The following is a 16,035-nucleotide window of genomic DNA, read 5'->3' as shown; positions in this document are numbered from 1 at the left end:
TCAAGACCTTCTTTTTTAGAATATTTTACCATTTGGGAGGTCAAATGTTAATGTATTACAGGTATTTTAAGCATTAATTTTGCTAATTTTTACACAAATTTATTCTTACTTATATTGTTAGTTTTTAATTAATTGCTTATTTGATTTTAGCTTATTTAAGCTAAATATTATTGATATATAAGTTTTTTGGCTGTTTTTATGATATTTTTATTATTGATAGTAAGGTATTGTAGATTCATTTCTTAATATTTTTGTTTTTATTTAGAATTATTTGCTATTTTTGGCCAACTAACTAATCAAATATTTTACATGAGATCAAAGTACAATTGGATCTTAAGCATTGTGCTTGCATTATTTGTGCAAATATCTTTCGCTCAAGAGAAAGTTCTTTCGGGAATTGTACAGGAGGAGGGGCATCCACTTCCTGGAGTGACTGTTAGGATCGAAGGTACCCAAATGGGAACTCAAACCGATCTAGACGGTAAGTATTCTATAAGTGTTGACACAGGTCAAACGGTGGTGTTTTCATTTATAGGGCTAAAAGAGGTAAAACATAAAGTAGGAGCAGAAACTACTTTTAACGTTACCATGTCAGAAGATTTAACACAACTAGATGAGGTTGTTGTTACAGCAATGGGTATTAAGCGTAGTGCCAAAGCTTTAGGTTACGCTACTCAAGAAATTAAAGCTGAAGATTTAAACAAAACGAACAATAGTAGCTTAACTGGAGCTTTACAAGGAAAGTTAGCTGGGGTTCAGATCACACCTTCTTCAGGTGCACCTGGAGCTTCAACTCAAATGGTTATTCGTGGAGCTAGATCTTTCACAGGAAACAATACACCTCTATACGTAGTAGATGGTATGCCAATTGAATCTACTCCTCCTTTTTCTACTGGAAATAGTGTGAGTGGAGCGGATATCGCTAACCGTGGGGTGGATATTGATCCAAACGAAATCTTAACTATTAACGTATTAAAAGGTCAGGCTGCATCTGCATTATACGGTATTCGTGCTTCCAATGGAGTTGTTGTTATTACAACGAAAAGTGGACAAGGAATGGCTGTAGGTAAACCTGTAATTTCTTTTACTAATAGTACTAGTTTTGAGACTTTATCTAAAAAGCCAAAAACTCAAAAAACGTATGCACAAGGTTCTAATGGTAAATTCGACCCATTCAGCTCAATGTCATGGGGGCCTAAAATTGAAGATTTACCAAACGATCCAATGTATGGAGGAAACGTAGCAAACGAATTCAACGGAGGTAATCTACGTGAAGGTTACTACTATGTACCTCAAAGAGCGCAAGCAGGATTAGACCCATGGGTTAAACCTCAAGCTTATGACAATATTGGTGCATATTTCCAAACTGGACATACAGTAAATAATAACTTTAATATTAGTCAAAACACTGGTAAAACAAGTTATTCTTTTGGTTTAGGTAACTCTACTCAAGATGGTATGATGCCTGGAACTCAAATGAAGAGAACTAACGTGAAATTATCTGCTGAGACTAAATTAAACGATCAATGGACAACTGGTTTTAGTGGAAACTTTGTAAGTAGTGATATTTATAAAGCATCTTCTGCAAATAACTCAGTATTACCAGGAGTATGGGGAGCACCACCTTCTTACGATCAAGGCGGAATTCCTTACCACGCTTCATATAACATTTATGAGCAAACTCACTTTAGAAGTGGTTCATTCAATAACCCTTATTGGGCTGCTAATTTCAACGAATTTAGTGAGAAAACAAGTCGTTTCTTCGGAAGTGCTAACGTTGCTTATATTCCAGAAATTAGTGTAGATGGTTCTAAGAACTTAAGCTTCCGTTTCCAAGGAGGTTTAGATAACTATACAACACATTACCGTGATGTTTATGAATTCGGATCAGGTATGGCTAACGCTAAGTTACTTACTGGAGCTGGATCAAGTATTAACTTATTCGGAGTTACTCACACAGTATGGAATTCATTATTTACAATTAACTATGATATGTATTTAGGAGACGATTTACGTTTTGATATCATGGTTGGTAATGAGTTTAACGAGAATGATTCTAAAGGATATGATGATTATGGTTCTAACTTAAACTTTGGTGGATGGGCAACTATCGCAAACGCTGTTAGTACTTCTTCTACAGAATCTCGTCGTCGTAAAAGAACAGTTGGTTTGTTTTCAAACGTTGGTTTAACTTACCAAGACATGCTTTTCTTAAATGCTACTATTCGTCGTGATGTTGTATCATCAATGCCACGTGGAAATAGAACATTTACTTACCCATCTGTTTCATTAGGATTTGTATTTACTGAATTAGAGGCTTTCAAAGATAATTCGATTTTAAGCTTTGGTAAAGTTCGTGGATCTTACGCAGAAGTAGGACAAGCTGGGGACTATAGAGATAATTACTTTACTTCTCCTAGTTATGGAGGAGGATTCTGGGCTAATGCACCTGTATTATACCCTGTTGGAGGAGCAATGTCTTACATTGCAAGTTCAGGAGTTTATGACCCTAACTTAAAACCACAAAACACGAAGAGTTTCGAATTTGGTGGAGATTTTAGATTTTTCCAAAACCGTTTTGGAGTAGATTATACTTACTCTAGACAAGATGTTAAAGATCAGATATTCGCTGTTCCATTAGCTGGATCAACTGGAGCTTCTTCTTTAATTACAAACGGAGGAAAAATTCATACAACTGCTCATGAAATTACTGCTTTTGCTAACATCGTTAGTAATTCAGATTGGAACTGGACAGTAAACCTTAACTTCTCAAAAGTAGATTCTTTTGTTGATGAGTTAAAAGAAGGTGTTTCTAGTATTATGTTAGGAGGATTCGTTACTCCTCAAATTAGAGCTAATGCTGGTGATAGATTCCCTGTAATTTACGGTGTTGGATTTAGTAGAGACCCTAATGGAAACATTATTGTAGATAAGAATGGTATTCCAATTACTGGAGAAACACAAGCGTTAGGAGAAGTTTCACCTAACTTTATCTTAGGTGGATCAACTAGTCTTTCTTACAAAAAATGGAACTTAAGCGCTACTTTAGAGTGGAAAAATGGTGGAAAAATGTATTCTGGTTCTAATATGGGTATGGATCTATATGGTACTAGCTTCAATACATTAGACCGTGAGACTGGTTTCATCTTTGAAGGAGTTCAACAATTAGCAGATGGTACATTTGTTAAGAATGAGGTTGTAATTGATGGAAGTACAAGACAAGCTTATGAGTCTTCTATGAATAATATTAAGGAAAACTTCGTTTACGATGCAAGTTTCTTAAAAATTAGAGATTTAAGCTTAGGTTATACTTTTGATAATTTACTACAAGAAAAAGTAGATGTTAGATTATCAGCTTTTGCACGTAACTTATTATTATGGTCGAAAATGCCAAACTTAGACCCTGAGGCAACTCAAGGAAACAACAATATGGCTGGAGGATTTGAGCACTACTCAATTCCACAAGCTAAGAGTTTTGGATTTTCTGTTAATGTTACATTTTAAATCGTAGGAAAATGAGAAGAATTAAATATTTAGTTTTAACTATAATAGCAGCATCATTCGCTCTACAGTCTTGTTCTGAAGACAAGATGGATGATATAAATAAAGATCAGAATAACCCTAGCGATGTTGAAAGTAAATATATCGTTACGGATATGATGGTTAAGTCTGCATTTACAATTACTGGTTCAGATTTAGCTTTCTATACTTCTGTTTATACAGAATTATTAGGAGGTGGACATAACCAGATGTTTAATGCACAGGTAAGAAGAGGGGAGCCAATTCTTGCTTCTACTTATAATAACTCTTGGAACTCTATTTACAGTACTTTACGTAACTTAAATATCATTATCGAGAAATGTTCTCCAGGTGGTAAAGAGGAAGGTAACTTACACGTACTTGGAATGGCTCAGGTTTTAAAAGCATACAACACTGCTATTTTAACTGACCTTTTCGGAGATGTTCCTTATTCTAAAGCTTTCAATATTTCTAATTCAATTGCGGAGTTAGATAAGCAAGAGGATATCTATAAAGAAATCTTTGCTTTATTAGATGCTGGTATTGAGAACTTAGAATCTACATCTACTTTCCCTAGTATTGGAGCTCAAGATGTAATCTATGGAGGTAATGCTAGTTCATGGGCTAAAACGGCTTATGGATTAAAGGCACGTTATAAAATGCGTTTATCTAAAGTTCAGCCTAATTATCAAGAAGTAATTGATTTAGTTGCTAAGTCATTCACAAGTTCAGCTTCTGAATTTGTAATGCAACAAGCAAAAGTTCCTTATCCTTTCTTTACTTTCGCAGGAGATAGAAACGCGCTTTTCAGTTCTCAGACTTATTACAATGTAATGAAAGATAATGATCCAAACGATCCACGTTTGAAGACTTACTTTGTACCAAAAATGATTCCAGATCCAGTAACTAAGGACCCTGTTCCAACATTAGTATTAATGGATCCAGCGGATAAAAATTTAACGGAGAGTCAAACTGTTTATTCTCCATCAGGAGTTTCTAATAACGCAGACCCAGCGAATAAATCTAATGCAATTTACCTTTTAAGTATGCATGAACTTAAGTTCTTAGAGGCTGAAGCGTACGCACGTTTAGGTAATTCTGCTAAAGCTATTGAAGCTTTAGAGGCTGGTATTGAATTAGGTTTAAACAAAAGACAAGCTTTAACTAACCCAGACTATGAGTATCCTTCTCAAAAAGGTTTAAGCGGTGCTGCTTTAATCAAAAAGATTGCTCAAGCTAAGTACATCAGTTTCTTTGAAGTGGAGGCTGTTGAAGCTTTTAACGATATTCGTCGTTGGAAAGCAATGGGTGAGGAGTTAATTCCTTTACGTTTTCACGATCCAAAACTATTCCCTCTTAGGTTAGCTTATGGACAAAGTGATGTAGTTAGTAATAAGTTTGTACAAGAAGCTTATGGTGACGGACGTTACGTTTATACAGAAAATGTATGGTGGGCTGGAGGAACTAGATAGTACTTCACCACTAAAATAAATAATAGAATAGGGCTTTACCTTTTGGTAAAGCCCTATTTTTTTATATTCACTTTTATATACTATGTTGTTTTTATTGTATACTCGGCATATTCTATAGGCTAGTATTATTTTAATTCAAAAATAGATTTAACTTTGTCAAAACTATTTTTTGTATGCATAAGTATCTTACCATAATTGTGTTGCTGTTTTTCTTTGGGGCTACAGCACAACAAGGTATGGATTTTAACACGTTGAATTACGATTCAAATCAACCGCAAGATCCAAAAGAAAAAGAATTTAAAAGTCTTCGTAATACTAAGAAAACGGATTCTATCGCCTCTATTAAAGATTACAAGATAATTTCCATAAATAATGATACCATTGCTGTAGATACGGCACTTAGTATAAAAAAGTACTATACCTATAATTACCTTCGTAAGGATAATTTCGGATTGCTTGCCTTTTCCAATGTAGGGCAAACCTATAATACATTAAAATTTGATACTAATGCAAAAGAGTTGTTTCCTGATTTTGGATTTCGTGCTCAGCAATTTGCTTACTTACAAATAGAAGATATAAAGTATTATTCTGTTCCAACTCCATATACCGATTTATACTATAAGTCTGTGATGAAGCAAGGGCAAAATTTAGATGCTTTTATCACTATGAATACTAGTGAAAATTTCAATTTTTCTATAGGTTATAAAGGACTTCGTTCTGTGGGGAGATATATCAATGAACTTAGTTCTAATGGTAATTTCCGTTTTGGAGCTAGTTATCAGTCTCCGAATAAAAGGTATTTGTTACGTACCCACTTTACCATGCAAGACTTTTCTAATGGGCAAAATGGGGGAATACGTGACTTAAATTTATTCGAGTCTAGTGAAAAGCCTTATAATAAGAGAGAGAGGTTAAATGTTTACTTCAGGGATGTTGAAACTGTTTTAAAAGGTAAACGAGTTTTCTTAAATCATCAATACCAATTAAACAAGTCTTTTTCAAATGGATTACTCTTAACCCATGAGTTTGTATATGAAGATAAGTTTTTTGAATTTAAGCAAACCGATATCAATAATATATACGATGATACTTTTCGTTTTGGGGATGCTTTTACTTCTTCTATAAATAATAAAACAAGGTATAATAAGTTTTTTAATAAAGTTGGAGTTGCTTTTGATTCAAGTGAATTTGGGCGCTTTGAGGCCTTTGTTGATTTTCATCATCATCGCTATCACTACCAAAGTATTGCTTACATACAAGGGGAGCGTATACCAGATCAGTTAACTAAGGATATAACTTTATTTGGAGGTAAATATTCTTATAAAAAAGATCGCTTAAATGCTTCTGCATTATTGAGTGCTTCTGCAGGTAAGGATAATTCTAGAAATATTATTATTTCTGCTGACTACAATATAAAGGACCAATGGAAAGTAGGAGGGTCTTTTAGTAATGTTTCCCGTTTAGGAGATCTTAGCTATTATCTATTTCAAAGTGATTATGTAAGTTACAATTGGAACAATAATTTTAAAAACGAGAAGATTAATCAGTTTGACTTTTATTTAGATACACCTTATTTTAACTTAACTGGGGTATATGCTAATATGCAGGATAAGTTATATTTCTCTAATGATAATCCTGTGTATAATGAATTTGGTATTCCAAATCAGATTATAACTACTCCTAAGCAATATGGAAAGTCGATCGACTATCTTTCTTTACAAATTTCTAAGGATATTCGATTTGGAAAATGGGGATTAGATAATACCATTTTATACCAACATGTTAAACAAGAAGACAACATTGTTAATGTACCTGCTTTCTTAACTAGAAATACCCTTTATTACTCAGATGCATTTTTTGATAAAGCCTTAAAGTTCCAAACTGGGATTAGTTTTAAATACTTTTCGAAGTATTATGGTAATGATTTTAATCCTTTATTGGGTTCGTTTTTTGTACAAGACAGAGTGCAGATTGGGGACTATCCAGTATTTGATTTTTTCATCGATATGAAAATACGTACAGCTAAGATATTCTTGATTTTAGAGCACTTTAATGCAAGTATGACAGGATATAATTACTATAGTGCTCCAAACTATCCTTATCGTGATTTTGCTTTGCGATTTGGAATCACTTGGAACTTCTTTACATAATAAATAAAAAGCCACTTTTAAAAGTGGCTTTTTTTATTGACCGAAAAGAGTAGCAGAAGTACACCAGTAGCTCTGACTATTTCCCTGAGGTGCTCCCATTGGGATTTGAAGTGTGATACGGTGCTTTCCAGCAGTTAGATCACCAATAGGTATCCAAATTGGATTTGTAACTGTACCAGGACACCAATTGGATCTACTTAGGTCAGAGGAAGAAAGTCCATTGGTGAAATTTCCAGAGGCAGGATTAAAATCTCTGTAAGATCCGCAATCTTGTCTCCAAGGATAATAGCTGATAAGGTTACTATCATCTAAGCTTATTTTATTAAGTTTTGGATTAAACTCATCTCCACCTGACCAGCCTCCGTGACCTGTGGTGGTATAGCGTAATTGTGCATTTTCAAGAGGATGCTCTAGCTCAAATTCTACAACAAGTCCTTTCTCGTCCGAAAACATTATAGGGTAGGCCTGACCTGCCATCTCAAAGATATTAGTGGTGTTGAATAATGGTAGTATTACTTGGCTTTGCTCTACAGTAGATAAACTTGGATGTATATCGATTTGGGCATTAATCTTATGTCCTCCTTTATCGTAATTACCAATGTAGACTCCTATGTAGTGAGTTTGTTCCGATAGAATTGGAGTGAATTCTGAAATTTCTTGCATAAACAAGGACTCATCTTGCCAATTTTTTTCCAGAAAATTAATGTGATTATATTGTTTAATTCCAAATGAGGTGAAAAATCGCATTAATTCTATTGCAGGATTATAAGTAGGAGTAGCTACCATTCCTTGGTAATTTTTCCCTTGGTGATCTGTGTATGTAGGTAGGTTTGAAACTCCTTGCTCTAGTGCTTTTAGTATATCCATTTCTTTGTCAGTAGGCAGGATAAAAACACTTCCTGTTCTATCGTATGCATCTCCATTAGAGTGTTGGGTAAGTTTTAGAAATACGTTGCTATTTGGTTGTATTTTTGGAAATTTTATTTTCTTAACCACTACTGTTCCATTTGCTACTTTGTAAACTCCAGGGATTGTATCTGTTGAATTAGGGTCAAAGTTAATTGTAGTATCAGAAAATAATTCAATGCTTTGAAAGCGGCTACTATAAAGAACTTTGTCATATTGCGCTTTACTTAAACTAGGGGTTTTATTCCATTGTGAAGGTGTGTTTATAGTGTTTTTTTTGATTTTCTCTATTTTGGTCGCGATTGTCTTTTGTGTATTGTTTCTATCTAATTCTAAAACAAGTCCTAGATCAGCACCAATTAAAGTAGGACCACCATATAGATCTTTGTCCTTTGTATACCAAATTGTATAAGTGTTGGAATTGATTATAATTGTTGCTTTATGGCATAGATATCCTAATATTTCTTTGGTATCCTTCTCTAACTTATAAGAAGTATATCTTTGGGTATTTATTGTTTTTATGCTTTTATCTTGGCTTAAATACGCAAGAGAATATAAAGAGTCTTGATTTGTTTGAAAATAAAACTGTTCATAAGGGTAATTTAATTCCTGACCCATGGCTTGTTTCTTAGTCAAAATAAGGAAATCCAGTGGAGTTGTTCTTAATAAAACAGGGTTGTCTTGGTTAGAAAGCTGTTCATTGTTGTAGATAGAGTAGGATACTTCTAGTCCCTGAGAGTAGATAGGCTGAATGGTTAATGTCACTATGGACAGGATGTAGAATAAATAAGATTTCATTGTTTTTTTGGTTAAGGTTTATATAGGTTTTATTTATATTCTGTAAGGATATGAAAATAATATCGTAATTTTGAAATTACTTAATTTTTTGTTCATGATAAATAATCTGAGGTATTTTTTAGAAAAATATGGCTTTAGGGTTTCCTCTAGAATAGGGGAGAGGATTGGAATTAAAGCGGCAAGAATTCGTCTTTTTTTTATTTATCTTTCTTTTTTTACTTTAGGGTTGGCTTTTGCTTTTTACCTAACTCTAGCCTTCTTAGCTAAGATCAAGGACCTAATTTATACTAAGCGCTCTTCTGTGTTTGATTTATAGTATACAAGGAAGGTAATATAGATTTTATACCCTTTTATATTATTTTTATACTGCTTTTATTTTGTGAGTTTATTGTCTAAAAAAGAAGACTATCTATATTTTTATATGGGATGTTGTGTTTTTAGGACTTTTATATTAATATATTTAGTTTATATTTGATTTTAGGAATTAAAATATAGTACTATGAATTTTGAATATAACGAAACACAAGCTATGATTGCTCAATCCATTAGAGATTTTGCAGAGCAACATATACGTCCTTTTATTATGGAATGGGATGAGGACCAAACTTTTCCAATCGATTTATTCAAGAAACTTGGGCAGATGGGGTATATGGGAGTTTTAGTGCCTGAAAAATATGGAGGATCAGAACTAGGTTACCATGAATATATAACTATTGTAGAGGAGATTTCTAAAGTAGACTCTTCTATCGGTCTTTCTGTTGCAGCGCACAACTCTTTATGTACAAATCACTTATTAGAGTTTGGTAACGAAGAGCAAAAAAGTAAATGGTTGCCAAAATTGGCTACGGCTGAATTTATTGGAGCTTGGGGATTAACCGAACACAATACAGGTTCAGATGCTGGTGGTATGAGTACTACTGCAGTTAAAGATGGGGATGATTGGATTTTAAATGGAGCTAAGAATTTTATAACTCACGCCATTTCTGGAGATATTGCTGTTGTAATTGTACGCACAGGTGAAAAGGGAGATTCTCGTGGAATGACAGCTTTTGTTGTAGAGAAAGGTACTCCTGGTTTTTCAAGTGGAAAGAAAGAGAATAAATTAGGAATGCGCGCTTCTGAAACTGCTGAATTAATTTTCGATAATTGCCGTGTTCCAGATGCTAATCGCTTAGGTGAAGTAGGAGAAGGATTTATTCAGGCTATGAAAGTTTTAGATGGTGGTAGAATCTCTATTGGAGCACTATCTTTAGGAATTGCTAAGGGAGCTTATGAAGCTGCTTTAAAATATTCTAAAGAGAGAGTTCAATTTGGTAAGCCAATTTGTGATTTTCAAGCTATTGGTTTTAAATTAGCTGATATGGCTACAGAGATTGAAGCATCTGAGCTTCTATTGCATAAAGCAGCTTTTTTAAAGAACAACCATAAACCAGTTACTAAATTAGGCGCAATGGCAAAGATGTATGCATCGGAAGTTTGTGTGAAAGTAGCTAATGAGGCAGTTCAGATTCATGGAGGTTATGGTTATACAAAAGATTTCCCAGTGGAGAAGTTTTACCGTGACTCTAAATTATGTACAATTGGAGAAGGTACTACAGAAATTCAGAAAGTGGTTATTTCTAGAAATATATTGAAAGAATAAAAAAAAATGGAGCTACTCAATGAGTGCTCCATTTTTTTATGTTGTTTATATTGGTAGGTATTATTCTTTTTTCTCAGAGTACTTTGTTACCATTAAACTTAATGCTCCATCACCTGCTATATTACAAGCTGTCCCAAAACTATCTTGTAATGCAAAAATGGTTAATGTTAATGCAATTCCAGCGTCATCAAAACCAAGAACCGATGCAATAATACCTAATGATGCCATAACTGTACCTCCAGGTACACCTGGTGCTCCAATTGCGAAAATTCCTAAAAGAATTATAAAGACAATCATAGTTGCTAAAGTTGGTAATGTACCATAAAGTACTAAAGAAACTGTCATTACAAAGAAAACTTCTGTTAGTACAGATCCACAAAGATGGATGTTAGAGAAGAACGGAATTGTAAAGTTTGTAACTTCTGGTTTTAAAACTTTGCTTTTATGTGCTGATTGTAATGCTACACCTAATGAAGCTGCTGAGGACATTGTTCCTACTGCAGTAAGATATGCAGATGGATAATGGCGAATTACCTCCCAAGGGTTTTTCTTAGAATATATACCGGCCATTGTATATAAAAATGCTAACCATACGAAGTGTGCTGCAATTACAATAAGGATTACTGTTAAGAATACTGGTAATTGAGATTGTATAGAACCCTCATAACTTAGTAGTGCAAAGTTTGCCATAATATAAATAGGCAGAATTGGTACAAGTACGCGGTTTACTAAAAGTAGTACGATATCTTTGAATTGATCAAAAATTCTTTCTAGTTCTTTAGACTGTATCCAAAGGATACCTACTCCTATCATTAAAGCTAGGGTCAAAGCAGTCATTACACCAAATACAGGTGGAATGTCTAATTTGAATAACATCTTAGGTAACTCTTTTAAGGAATGTACATTATTTTCAATTTCTAAATTAGGTAATATAGAATAACCTAGGAAAGAAGAGAAGAGTCCTGCTCCAACACTTGATAAGTATGCAATTGCAATAGAAAAGCCAATGATTTTAGTGGAACCTCTATCTAATTTTGTAATCGAGGATACTACAAAACCTAAAATGATTAGTGGTACTAAAAATAAAATAATTTGTCCTAATACATGTCGTATAGATAAAGTAACTTGAAGAGCAATGTCTCCTAACAGAGGCCCTATTATTAATCCAATTACTACACCTAGTAAAAGACGGACAATTGTGTTGTTGAATATTTTTAACATTTGATGAGTGTTTATTTATTTTAAAGATAATTAAAATTTCCACCAAAATTAAGGTTATTTATTTTTTGTATCCTTGTCAAAGTAGGTAAATACCACAAATATGGTATAGCCTTGTTTTTGGCTTATTTGTAAGTTAGGTCATTTAATAGAGGATAAATTTCAGTAAGCTATAGATGCTCAGAAGCTTAGTGTTTTCTTGGCTTTAGTCTGCTATTTCTTATTTATTTTTAAAAAAAATATATATTTTTTCTTGTAGAGTGTAGAAAATGTACTACTTTTGCACCAACAAATGAGAGGAGGTGTATGAAAACATGTTAATCATTCCAATTAAAGACGGAGAAAATATCGATAGAGCACTTAAGCGCTACAAAAGAAAATTTGACAGAACAGGAACTTTACGTCAGTTAAGATCTCGTCAATACTTCTCGAAACCTTCTGTACTTAAAAGAGACAAAATGCAAAAAGCTGAATACATTCAGCATTTAAGAGATGCTGTAGAATTCTAAGCAATCTTTTAAAAAATAAATTAACCGTTGTAATAAAGTAGTAACTTTGTTGCAACGGTTTTTTTTATGGAAAAAAATATTGCAAAATTTTTAGATTTTATTGCTAAAGAGAAAGGGTATTCTGCTCTTACATTAAAAGCCTATGGGGATGACTTAAGCGCTTTTGATACTTTTAGTACTACCTTGGGTTTTTCTTTGGTAGAGGTGAATTATGATATTGTTCGCGCGTGGATAGTTTCTTTATCGGAACAAGGGTTCGCTAATCGTTCCATTAATAGGAAAATTAGTACTCTGCGTAGTTTTTATAAATTTATGCAGCAAGTTGGGCAGGTCAGGGTTCATCCTTTGCAATTGCATCGATCTTTAAAGGTGGAAAAGAAATTGCATTTGCCTTTTTCGCAAAATGAAATAGATAAAGTTCGTTCAAGCCTAATGGAGAATTCGGATTTAGAATCTCAAAGGGATTTATTAGTTATCGATTTACTTTATATGTTGGGGTTGCGTAGAGCTGAACTTGTAGCTTTGAGGGTGGAAGATTTTGATTTTTACTCTAAGCAAGTAAAAATTCACGGTAAAGGTGATAAAGTGCGTTATTTGCCTGTTTTGCCAGAACTCTGTCAAAGTATTTTCTCTTACTTGGAAATGGTAAGCGAATTATGGGGAGTTTCCAAGACCAAGGGATGGCTTTTATATAGGGATAGCACAAATAAAGTGAATGAAATGTTTGTTTATCGGTTAATAAATCGCTATTTTAGTGTTGTTACTACAAAGGAGAAGAAGAGTCCTCATGTGCTAAGGCATTCTTTCGCATCTCATTTAATAGAAGGGGGTGCGGATATTAATTCAGTAAAAGAATTAATGGGACATGAGAGTCTTTCTACCACACAGATTTATACTCAGGTTAATTTGAAGGAATTAAAGAGGGTTTATCAAAGTGCACATCCTAGAGTAGATAAAGAAGATAATTAACCATTAAATTTATTATTTATGAAAGTAAACATTCAGGCTACAAATTTTAATGTTGACCGTAAATTGGTTGATTTTATAAACGAGCGTTTAGGGAAAGTTGCTAAGTTTTATGACAAAGTTATTGCAATTGAAGTTTTTTTAAAGCTTGAAAATAATAATGAAAAGGAGAATAAAACGGCTGAAATTAAGATGCTGGTTCCAGGAGATGAGCTAGTGGTTAAGAAGACGAGTAAGTCTTTTGAAGAAAGTTCAGATCTAGGTGCAGACGCTATAGAACGTTTGTTGATGAAATATAAAGAGAAAAGTAAAGCATATTAATTGAAAAAAATAGTGAAATTGTTTTTTTTAATCAATAAAATATATACATTTGCAGTCCGTTAGAAATAGCGGACTTTTTCTATTGAGTAAAAAATGCCGGTGTAGCTCAGTTGGCTAGAGCAGCTGATTTGTAATCAGCAGGTCGTGGGTTCGAGTCCCTCCATCGGCTCAAAGTAGAAATAAATTAAAGATATTGGGGAGATACTCAAGCGGCCAACGAGGACGGACTGTAAATCCGTTGGGTAACCTTCGCAGGTTCGAATCCTGCTCTCCCCACTACTAAATATAAGGAGAATAGAATAAGCCGGTGTAGCTCAGGGGTAGAGTGCTTCCTTGGTAAGGAAGAGGTCACGGGTTCAAATCCCGTCATTGGCTCAGGTTTTTTTATTATATTTGAACACTAATTATATAACTAAGATTAAATTATTAAATCATGGCAAAGGAAACTTTTGATCGTTCAAAGCCGCACTTAAACATCGGTACTATTGGACACGTGGATCACGGAAAAACAACTACTACTGCAGCAATTTCTAAAGTATTGTCAGATGCTGGATTTTCAGAAGCTAGATCTTTCGATCAAATTGATAACGCTCCAGAAGAAAAAGAACGTGGAATTACAATTAACACTTCTCACGTAGAATATGCTACAGCTAACCGTCACTACGCTCACGTTGACTGTCCAGGTCACGCGGATTACGTTAAGAACATGGTTACTGGAGCTGCACAAATGGATGGTGCTATTCTTGTTGTTGCTGCAACAGATGGTCCAATGCCACAAACTCGTGAGCACATCTTATTAGGTCGCCAAGTAGGTATTCCTAGAATTGTTGTTTTCATGAACAAAGTTGACTTAGTAGACGATGCTGAGTTATTAGAACTTGTTGAAATGGAAATTAGAGATTTATTATCTTTCTACCAATATGATGGAGATAATGGTCCAGTAGTTCAAGGTTCTGCTTTAGGAGCTTTAAACGGTGAGCAACAATGGGTTGACAAATTATTGGAATTAATGGAAGCTGTTGATAACTGGATCGAAGAGCCAGTACGTGATACAGAAAAACCATTCTTAATGCCAGTAGAAGACGTATTTACAATTACAGGACGTGGAACTGTTGCTACAGGACGTATCGAAACTGGAATTGCTAACACTGGAGATGCTGTTGAAATCATCGGTATGGGAGCTGACAAATTAACTTCTACAATTACAGGAGTTGAGATGTTCCGTAAGATCCTTGATAGAGGTGAAGCTGGAGATAACGTTGGTTTATTATTAAGAGGTATTGACAAAACTGATATCCGTCGTGGAATGGTTATCGTTAAGCCAGGATCTGTTAAGCCACACGCTAAATTCAAAGCAGAGGTTTATATCCTTAAAAAAGAAGAAGGTGGACGTCACACTCCATTCCATAACAACTACCGTCCTCAGTTCTACGTACGTACAACTGACGTAACTGGAACTATCCAATTACCAGAAGGAGTAGAAATGGTTATGCCTGGAGATAACTTAACTATCACTGTTGAGTTATTAAACCCAATCGCTTTATCAGTAGGTTTACGTTTTGCTATCCGTGAAGGAGGTAGAACAGTAGGTGCTGGTCAGGTAACTGAAATTTTAGACTAATTTATTAGTATAAATAAAACCTTAAAGTCAGCGATTTATCGCTGACTTTAAACAAACGGGTGTAGTTCAAGGGTAGAATAGCGGTCTCCAAAACCGTTGATGGGGGTTCGAATCCCTCCACCCGTGCAAATAAGATATCATATGGCAAAGATTTTTAATTATATATCGGAGTCGTTTACGGAATTAAAAACTAACATGACATGGTCTCCATGGGCTGAAGTGCAGCGTAAAACGATTATTGTGGCAGTGTTTGCAATAGTGTTTTCATTAGCAACTTGGGGTGTGGACTCTTTGTTTGGAGAGTTTTTAGGTGTGTTCTATAAATGGGCTAAAGCATAAAGAAAATATATTATGGCTGATACAAGCGTGAAAAAATGGTATGTAGTTCGTGCAGTTAGTGGACAAGAAAACAAAGTGAAGAATTATATCGAATCTGAGATTTCTAGACTAGGACTTTCTGACTACTTATCGCAGGTTTTAGTACCTACAGAAAAGTTCGTTACTCATGATAAGAACGGAAAAAAGAAAACTACAGAGCGTGTTTATTTTCCTGGTTATGTGATGATCGAAGCAAATCTTACAGGTGAAGTTCCTCACGCAATTAAATCAATTACTGGTGTAATTGGTTTCTTAGGGGAAACAAGAGGTGGTGAGCCTGTGCCTTTGAGAGAAGCTGAAGTTAATCGTATGCTAGGACGAGTAGACGAATTGTCTGTGAAGATAGACACTGGAGTTATTCCTTATGAAGTTGGTGAGAGTGTTAAGGTTATTGACGGACCATTTAATGGTTTCGATGGAGTAGTGGAAAACATCAACGAAGAAAAGCGCAAGCTTGAAGTAATGGTGAAAATTTTCGGAAGAAAGACACCTTTAGAATTGAATTTTACTCAAGTAGAAAAATTATAATGTTACA

13 protein-coding genes and 4 tRNA genes are annotated in these 16,035 nt (G+C 34.4%); 15 read left to right on the top strand and 2 right to left on the bottom strand.

Features of this window, described 5'->3' with window-relative positions:
- The first annotated feature begins 309 nt into the window (after positions 1–309).
- The 3 genes from ACYSNM_RS02580 (at position 310) to ACYSNM_RS02570 (ending at position 7,141) form a co-directional block, all read left to right on the top strand.
- Entirely contained in the window at positions 310–3,504 is a 3,195-nt protein-coding gene (locus ACYSNM_RS02580) for a SusC/RagA family TonB-linked outer membrane protein (protein ID WP_461755493.1), read from the top strand.
- An 11-nt stretch (positions 3,505–3,515) separates the two neighbouring features.
- Positions 3,516–4,991 carry a SusD/RagB family nutrient-binding outer membrane lipoprotein gene (locus ACYSNM_RS02575; RefSeq protein ID WP_461755492.1) on the top strand — a complete coding sequence of 492 codons (1,476 nt, stop codon included), beginning with the start codon at positions 3,516–3,518 and terminating at the stop codon, positions 4,989–4,991.
- 173 nt (positions 4,992–5,164) lie between these two features.
- Positions 5,165–7,141 carry a putative porin gene (locus ACYSNM_RS02570; RefSeq protein ID WP_461755491.1) on the top strand — a complete coding sequence of 659 codons (1,977 nt, stop codon included), beginning with the start codon at positions 5,165–5,167 and terminating at the stop codon, positions 7,139–7,141.
- Between the two features lie 33 nt (positions 7,142–7,174).
- Here the strand turns inward: ACYSNM_RS02570 and ACYSNM_RS02565 are convergent, their stop codons facing one another.
- The gene (locus tag ACYSNM_RS02565) at positions 7,175–8,845 is read right to left on the bottom strand and encodes a GLPGLI family protein (protein ID WP_461755490.1); all 1,671 of its coding nucleotides are present in this window, start codon (positions 8,843–8,845) and stop codon (positions 7,175–7,177) included.
- Between the two features lie 94 nt (positions 8,846–8,939).
- Between ACYSNM_RS02565 and ACYSNM_RS02560 the strand changes: the two genes are divergently transcribed.
- Positions 8,940–9,161 (top strand): PspC domain-containing protein, encoded by a 222-nt coding sequence (locus ACYSNM_RS02560; RefSeq protein ID WP_461755489.1) that lies wholly within the window; start codon positions 8,940–8,942, stop codon positions 9,159–9,161.
- 183 nt (positions 9,162–9,344) lie between these two features.
- The gene (locus ACYSNM_RS02555) at positions 9,345–10,487 is read left to right on the top strand and encodes an acyl-CoA dehydrogenase family protein (RefSeq protein ID WP_461755488.1); all 1,143 of its coding nucleotides are present in this window, start codon (positions 9,345–9,347) and stop codon (positions 10,485–10,487) included.
- A 60-nt stretch (positions 10,488–10,547) separates the two neighbouring features.
- On the opposite strand, the gene ACYSNM_RS02550 is transcribed toward ACYSNM_RS02555, so the two are convergent.
- Positions 10,548–11,708, bottom strand: a complete 1,161-nt coding sequence (locus ACYSNM_RS02550; RefSeq protein ID WP_461755487.1) for a dicarboxylate/amino acid:cation symporter — start codon at positions 11,706–11,708, stop codon at positions 10,548–10,550.
- Positions 11,709–12,019: 311 nt separating this feature from the next.
- On the opposite strand from ACYSNM_RS02550, the gene rpsU reads away from it, so the two are divergent.
- The 10 genes from rpsU (at position 12,020) to nusG (ending at position 16,028) form a co-directional block, all read left to right on the top strand.
- The gene (rpsU, locus tag ACYSNM_RS02545; protein WP_461753816.1) at positions 12,020–12,214 is read left to right on the top strand and encodes a 30S ribosomal protein S21; all 195 of its coding nucleotides are present in this window, start codon (positions 12,020–12,022) and stop codon (positions 12,212–12,214) included.
- A gap of 66 nt (positions 12,215–12,280) precedes the next feature.
- Positions 12,281–13,183 (top strand): tyrosine-type recombinase/integrase, encoded by a 903-nt coding sequence (locus tag ACYSNM_RS02540; RefSeq protein WP_461755486.1) that lies wholly within the window; start codon positions 12,281–12,283, stop codon positions 13,181–13,183.
- A gap of 18 nt (positions 13,184–13,201) precedes the next feature.
- Positions 13,202–13,501, top strand: a complete 300-nt coding sequence (gene hpf, locus ACYSNM_RS02535; RefSeq protein ID WP_461755485.1) for a ribosome hibernation-promoting factor, HPF/YfiA family — start codon at positions 13,202–13,204, stop codon at positions 13,499–13,501.
- Positions 13,502–13,596: 95 nt separating this feature from the next.
- A tRNA-Thr gene (locus ACYSNM_RS02530) sits at positions 13,597–13,670 on the top strand.
- Between the two features lie 26 nt (positions 13,671–13,696).
- Positions 13,697–13,777: transfer RNA gene (locus ACYSNM_RS02525), tRNA-Tyr, on the top strand.
- A 27-nt stretch (positions 13,778–13,804) separates the two neighbouring features.
- Positions 13,805–13,876: transfer RNA gene (locus ACYSNM_RS02520), tRNA-Thr, on the top strand.
- Between the two features lie 58 nt (positions 13,877–13,934).
- Positions 13,935–15,122 carry an elongation factor Tu gene (tuf, locus tag ACYSNM_RS02515; RefSeq protein ID WP_461755484.1) on the top strand — a complete coding sequence of 396 codons (1,188 nt, stop codon included), beginning with the start codon at positions 13,935–13,937 and terminating at the stop codon, positions 15,120–15,122.
- Between the two features lie 55 nt (positions 15,123–15,177).
- Positions 15,178–15,248: transfer RNA gene (locus ACYSNM_RS02510), tRNA-Trp, on the top strand.
- Between the two features lie 15 nt (positions 15,249–15,263).
- On the top strand, positions 15,264–15,461 hold the full coding sequence (gene secE / locus ACYSNM_RS02505; RefSeq protein ID WP_461753820.1) for a preprotein translocase subunit SecE: 198 nt from the start codon (positions 15,264–15,266) through the stop codon (positions 15,459–15,461).
- 12 nt (positions 15,462–15,473) lie between these two features.
- Positions 15,474–16,028 carry a transcription termination/antitermination protein NusG gene (gene nusG, locus ACYSNM_RS02500; RefSeq protein ID WP_461755483.1) on the top strand — a complete coding sequence of 185 codons (555 nt, stop codon included), beginning with the start codon at positions 15,474–15,476 and terminating at the stop codon, positions 16,026–16,028.
- Positions 16,029–16,035 lie beyond the last annotated feature (7 nt).

Source organism: Myroides sp. LJL116, from assembly GCF_054871685.1.
The sequence above is the reverse complement of the archived record's forward strand: the minus strand, read 5'-3'. Positions and strand labels throughout refer to the sequence as shown.

Bases quoted from the DNA above. Each gene is read 5' to 3' on its own strand.
- hpf (WP_461755485.1), top strand. From the start codon at position 13,202: ATGAAAGTAAACATTCAGGCTACAAATTTTAATGTTGACCGTAAATTG.
- ACYSNM_RS02580 (WP_461755493.1), top strand. From the start codon at position 310: ATGAGATCAAAGTACAATTGGATCTTAAGCATTGTGCTTGCATTATTT.
- ACYSNM_RS02575 (WP_461755492.1), top strand. From the start codon at position 3,516: ATGAGAAGAATTAAATATTTAGTTTTAACTATAATAGCAGCATCATTC.
- ACYSNM_RS02570 (WP_461755491.1), top strand. From the start codon at position 5,165: ATGCATAAGTATCTTACCATAATTGTGTTGCTGTTTTTCTTTGGGGCT.
- ACYSNM_RS02560 (WP_461755489.1), top strand. From the start codon at position 8,940: ATGATAAATAATCTGAGGTATTTTTTAGAAAAATATGGCTTTAGGGTT.
- ACYSNM_RS02555 (WP_461755488.1), top strand. From the start codon at position 9,345: ATGAATTTTGAATATAACGAAACACAAGCTATGATTGCTCAATCCATT.
- ACYSNM_RS02565 (WP_461755490.1), bottom strand. From the start codon at position 8,845: ATGAAATCTTATTTATTCTACATCCTGTCCATAGTGACATTAACCATT.
- ACYSNM_RS02550 (WP_461755487.1), bottom strand. From the start codon at position 11,708: ATGTTAAAAATATTCAACAACACAATTGTCCGTCTTTTACTAGGTGTA.
- rpsU (WP_461753816.1), top strand. From the start codon at position 12,020: ATGTTAATCATTCCAATTAAAGACGGAGAAAATATCGATAGAGCACTT.
- ACYSNM_RS02540 (WP_461755486.1), top strand. From the start codon at position 12,281: ATGGAAAAAAATATTGCAAAATTTTTAGATTTTATTGCTAAAGAGAAA.
- nusG (WP_461755483.1), top strand. From the start codon at position 15,474: ATGGCTGATACAAGCGTGAAAAAATGGTATGTAGTTCGTGCAGTTAGT.
- secE (WP_461753820.1), top strand. From the start codon at position 15,264: ATGGCAAAGATTTTTAATTATATATCGGAGTCGTTTACGGAATTAAAA.
- tuf (WP_461755484.1), top strand. From the start codon at position 13,935: ATGGCAAAGGAAACTTTTGATCGTTCAAAGCCGCACTTAAACATCGGT.